The following is a 4,904-nucleotide window of genomic DNA, read 5'->3' as shown; positions in this document are numbered from 1 at the left end:
CGGTGGGGATCAGCTCCCAGGGCTCGGCCCGCGACCCCCAGTAGTCCCACCAGCGGGTGGCCCGCCGCACGGCCGCCACCACCGCGCAGCCCCCGATCAGCGCGCCCGCCAGCCACCGGTCCCGCACCGAGAGGACCGGCACCCCCGGTGACTCCGCGTCCCGCTGCCGCCGCAGGGTCACCACCAGGAACGTGGCGATCACGACGGCCGACAGCGCCGAACCGCCGTACTGCAGGTACCAGTACAGGGGAGAGCCCGCGACGTCCTGCCCGAGGACCGGGAAGAGCCGCATGCCCCACCGGTCGAGGTGCGTGAAGGCGTCCCACACGACATGGGTCAGCGCCCCCAGCACCGCGGACACGTACCACCGCAGGACGAGCTCCGGCCGCACACGGGCGCGCGGCGCACCGCAGCGCAGGAGGGCCCCGGCCCGCCGCTGCCCGCCCCGCGGCAGCAGCGCCACCAAGGGCTCGCGCAGCACCAGCCAGGCCCCCACGAGCGCCCAGGCGACCAGGACGTCGAACGTGAACACCCCCGTGAAGGAGTGCGTGAACTCCCCGAACTCCATGGCCCGCGGCAGCGCACTCGCCGCGTAGTAGGTCATGTCGGGCGCGAACGAACCGGCGACCAGCACGGCCGGGACCAGCCGGCCGCGCCCGGAGCCGTCTGTCCGCACCGCGGGCAGGACGGCCGCGGCATGGCTGAGAGTGAACGGCAACGGGGCTCCCTGCGGACGACGTTGAACTATCTTGGCCGGACCCGGCAACTCCGGCCGGCCTCCGGACGGACCCGCCATCTCTTGATCTTGACGTCCGCCGCGGGGGGAACGGTTCCCGGTGGCCCGGCATGCCGGGGAGTCGTCAGGGCAGGACAAACGGGATATGGCCAACCGGTGAAGACCGGGTGCGAACAGGTGTTGGGGCGGCAGAAGTTGTCGTAGGGTCGCCTGGGCCGTCGTACCGGGGAGTGCGGCCGCACGGCACCGGACGGCGGCGCGGCACCGGACAGCAGGAGAACGCGGAGCGACGGGCGATCGTCCACGGGAGGGGTTCACGCAATGGCGGCGCAATTCGGCAGGCGAGTCGTCAAGGGAGCGGCGACGACCGCCGTGGCCGCGCTCGCGGTCGCGGCACTGTCCGCATCCCAGGCCCCGGGTGTCACGGACGCCACCCAGGGCAGAGGGAGCGCCAGCGCACAGCCCTCGCCCGACGCGAACGCCGACGACAGCGCGACCGGCAACTCGCCCTACTACACCGACCTGCCGGAGCTCAACAGCCCGACGCCGGCGCCGAGCGAGAGCAGCGACTCCCCGGGCGCCGGGGGCAACGGCGAGGGGAACATACCCGCGACCGTCCTCGACGCCTACAAGAAGGCCGAGGCGTCACTGGCCGAGTCCAAGCCGGGGTGCAACCTCCCCTGGCAGCTCCTCGCGGCCATCGGCAAGGTCGAGTCCGGGCACGCCCGCGGCGGCCGCGTCAGCGCGGACGGCACCACGACCAGCCAGATCCTCGGTCCGCCGCTCAACGGCATCGGCTTCGCGCGCATCACCGACACCGACGGCGGCGCGTACGACGGCGACACCGCGCACGACCGCGCCGTCGGCCCCATGCAGTTCATCCCCTCCACCTGGGAGTGGTCGGGCCGCGACGGCAACGGCGACGGCCGCAAGGACCCGAACAACGTCTACGACGCGGCCCTCGCCGCCGGCCACTACCTGTGCCGGTTCGACTGGGACCTGTCCGATCGCGGCGACCTCCGGCGCGCCATCCTCAGCTACAACAACTCGACCGACTACCTGAACACCGTCCTGTCGTGGCTGGAGTACTACCGCAAGGGCATCCACGAGGTCCCGGACGGCACGGGCCCGCTGCCCTCCGACCGCAGCGACGGCAGCAGCGGCACCGGCTCGGGTACCGGCACCGGCTCCGGCGGGTCGAGCGCCGGCCCGACGCCGACCCCGCCCGCCTCGACGCCCCCCAGCAGCCACACCCCGGGCGGCGACCACCCCGCCCGCCACGCCCACCGAGACGGTGGACCACCTGGAGGACGCGGGCACCGGCAAGCTCACCGCGACCGCGGGCGACACCTTCGCCGAGAAGATCAGCGCCCGCACCGAGACGAAGGCCGGCAAGCCCGTCGGGAAGGTCCGCGTCCGGTTCACCGTCACCGGCGACACCGACGCGGCCTTCACCGGCGGCGAGAAGGTCGCGACCGTCGTCACGAACAGCTCCGGCGTGGCGACCGCGCCCGCGCTCGTCGCGGGGGAGAAGACCGGCGGGTTCACGGTCCGCGCGACCGTCGTCGGCCGCACCGTCTCCGGTCTGGAGTACGCGGCGACCGTCACCGCCCGCCAGGCCGACGGCCTCGCCCGCACCACCGACACCGCGCTGACCTGCGTCCCCGGCGGCGAGTTCGCGGACCAGGTCGAGGTGAAGGCCACCTACAAGGGCGCCGCCGTCGCCGGTGTCGCCGCGACGGCCACGCTTGTCAAGGCGGCGGACGACGCGACCGAGAACGACAAGGGCCCGTACTTCAAGGACGCGGCCGGCAAGACGGTACGCACCCTCGCGGGCCTCAAGACCGGCGAGAACGGCCTGCTGAAGCTGCCGAAGCTGTACGCGGACGACGCGGCCGGCACGTACCTGCTGCGCATCACGACGACCGGCGGCGCGACCCTGACCGTCGAGCTGAAGGTGGCCGCGGCCGCCTCGTAGCCGGCGGACGCACCAGCGGCGCCCCCTCGCCCGTCGGCGAGGGGGCGCCGGCGTGTGTGCGCGACGTGTTCTCATCTCGCCCGCCCGTTGCTACGGTGCCGGGCCTGACGGTGTATCAGCTCCGTGGATCGGCTCCGTCGCCGGGAGGCCCGCATGCGTGCTCTGATCGCCGCCGCGGCCGGCCTCGCCCTCGCCGTCGCGCTGGTCCTCGCGTTCACCGCCCTGGGCTCCGCCGAGGGTGAGACGTCACCCGAGCCGCTGCTCACCACCGTCCCCAGCCATCCGTGACGCACCGGGAGGGCCGTCGAGATGCGCCGCAAGGCCAGCCTGATCCTGCTCGCCCTCGCCGTGTTCTTCGCGGCCCTGTCCCCGCTGCTGCGCTGGTACGCCTATCCCCGCCTGGCCAAGGTGCCCGCCGGCCAGTACCAGGACATGGTCCTGGAGGCGAAGGACGCGACCCTCCTCGACTACGCCACGATGACCGCCGAGAAGGTCGACAGGATCACCGTCGTGCAGACCCTCAAGGGCGACGTCGAGGCGTCCCGGAAGGTCGAACGGACCACGGACCGCGACGTCGTCGTCTGGGACGGCCTCTCCTACGTCCAGGGCCCCGACGGCGAGATGGTGTCGAGCTTCCCCGAGCGGTACGTCTTCGACGCGCACACCCAGGAACCCGTCCACGCCGCCGGCGAGGCGGTCGACGGCGACCCCGTGCGGCGCGGGGGCATCGAGTTCAAGTGGCCCTTCCGCACCGAGAAGCGGGACTACGAGTACTTCGACGCGCAGGCCCGCCTCACCGCGCCCATCCACTACGAGGGCACCCAGGACTTCCGGGGCCTGGAGGTCTACTACTTCGAGCAGACCATCCCCTGGACGGAGGTGCCGCTGCCGAAGACCCTGCCCGTCGAGGGCATCACCGCGGAGTCGGTCGCGAAGACGGGCACGACCCGCTGGTACACCACCGTCCGCAGGTTCTGGGTCGAACCCGTCACCGGCGCACCCGTCTACGGGGAGGAGATCCACCGGGAGGAGCTGCGCGGCGGCGCCCTCCTGGGCGACCGCGACAAGGTGACCGCCTTCGCCGGGCACGTGAAGATGCGCGAGGACTACATCCGGCACACGGTCGACCTGGTCGGGTCCCAGCGGCTCGTCCTCCTGCTGATGACCACGTACCTGCCCTGGGGCTTCCTGGTCCTCGGCGCCGGGCTGCTGGCGCTGTCCCTCTACCTGGAGGCGCGCGGCCGGCGCCCCGGCGACCCGGTGCCCGCCGAGGCCCGTGCGTCCGAGCCGCTCAGCGCCTGAGACGGGCGTTCGTGTGCCGGGTCGCCCGCGCGGCCGCCGGGTCCTCGGGCCAGGGGTGCTTCGGGTACCGCCCGCGCAGCTCCGCCCGTACGCCCCGGTAGCCGTCCCGCCAGAACGACGCGAGGTCCGAGGTGACGGCGGCCGGGCGTCCCGCGGGCGACAGCAGGTGCACCTGTACGGGCACCCCGGCGAGCACCGGTGACTCCTGCGCCCCGAACATCTCCTGGAGCTTCACCGCGAGCACCGGACGCTCGGGGTCCGTGTAGTCGACCCTGATCCGGGACCCGCTCGGCACCTCGATGCGCTCCGGCGCCAGTTCGTCGAGCCGGGCCGCGTCGCCGGACGCCCACGGCAGCAGCCGGTTCAGCGCCTGGCCGGCCTCGATACGCGCCAGGTCGGCCCGCCGTCGCGCGCGGCCCAGCTCGGGCTCCAGCCACTCGTCCACGCGCGCGTGCAGGGCGTCGTCCGACACGTCGGGCCACGGGGACCCGAGTTGCCGGTGCAGGAAGGCGAGCCGCTGCCGCAGCACCTCCGCGTCCCGGGACCAGCGCAACAGCCCGAACCCCTCGCGCGCCAGCCCGTCCAGGAGCGCGGCCCGTACGAGTGCGGGGTCCGGGTCGCGCAGCGGCCGTACCGCCAGCTCCACCGCGCCCAGCCGCCGGACCCGCCGCGCCACGACGTCCCCGCCGTCCCAGCGCACCTCGTCGCCCTCGCCGTACAGGGCGCCGGCCGCCGCGCGGGCGATCTCCTCGTCGACCACGGCTCCCAGCCGCACGCGCGCGTGCCCCGACCCGAGCGGCCGGTCGGCCACCGCCACGGCGACCCACTCGGCGTCCCGCAGCCCACTGCCCTCACCGGCCTCGGCCCGCGTCCCGGACACCATGAGGA

The 4,904-nt window shown here is 74.0% G+C and carries 4 protein-coding genes and 1 pseudogene; 3 read left to right on the top strand and 2 right to left on the bottom strand.

Features of this window, described 5'->3' with window-relative positions; genetic code table 11:
• A partial coding sequence (locus FGF04_RS33650) for a DUF4184 family protein (RefSeq protein ID WP_149515192.1) occupies positions 1-718 on the bottom strand: 718 nt, incomplete at its 3' end.
• A gap of 339 nt (positions 719-1,057) precedes the next feature.
• Here FGF04_RS33650 and FGF04_RS33645 point away from each other — a divergent pair.
• The 3 genes and pseudogenes from FGF04_RS33645 to FGF04_RS33635 all read left to right on the top strand — a co-directional run bounded on the left by FGF04_RS33645 (position 1,058) and on the right by FGF04_RS33635 (position 4,016).
• Positions 1,058-2,714, top strand: a pseudogene (locus FGF04_RS33645) (lytic transglycosylase domain-containing protein).
• 153 nt (positions 2,715-2,867) lie between these two features.
• Complete coding sequence (locus FGF04_RS33640; protein WP_149515183.1) at positions 2,868-3,002, top strand: SPW_0924 family protein; 135 nt, start codon at positions 2,868-2,870, stop codon at positions 3,000-3,002.
• Positions 3,003-3,023: 21 nt separating this feature from the next.
• Positions 3,024-4,016, top strand: a complete 993-nt coding sequence (locus tag FGF04_RS33635; RefSeq protein ID WP_149515182.1) for a DUF3068 domain-containing protein — start codon at positions 3,024-3,026, stop codon at positions 4,014-4,016.
• On the opposite strand, the gene FGF04_RS33630 is transcribed toward FGF04_RS33635, so the two are convergent.
• Positions 4,006-4,904: ATP-dependent helicase C-terminal domain-containing protein (locus FGF04_RS33630; RefSeq protein ID WP_328596430.1), on the bottom strand; the 899-nt coding region annotated here is incomplete at its 5' end. The two genes, FGF04_RS33635 and FGF04_RS33630, sit on opposite strands and share 11 nt — an antisense overlap.

It is taken from the genome of Streptomyces apricus (assembly GCF_008369065.1).
Lineage (GTDB): Bacteria > Actinomycetota > Actinomycetes > Streptomycetales > Streptomycetaceae > Streptomyces > Streptomyces apricus.
This window is presented reverse-complemented; position numbering and strand designations above follow the sequence as displayed.

What these genes read in the sequence shown, in the direction of transcription:
- FGF04_RS33635 (WP_149515182.1), top strand. Translation starts at nt 3,024, where the DNA reads ATGCGCCGCAAGGCCAGCCTGATCCTGCTCGCCCTCGCCGTGTTCTTC.
- FGF04_RS33640 (WP_149515183.1), top strand. Translation starts at nt 2,868, where the DNA reads ATGCGTGCTCTGATCGCCGCCGCGGCCGGCCTCGCCCTCGCCGTCGCG.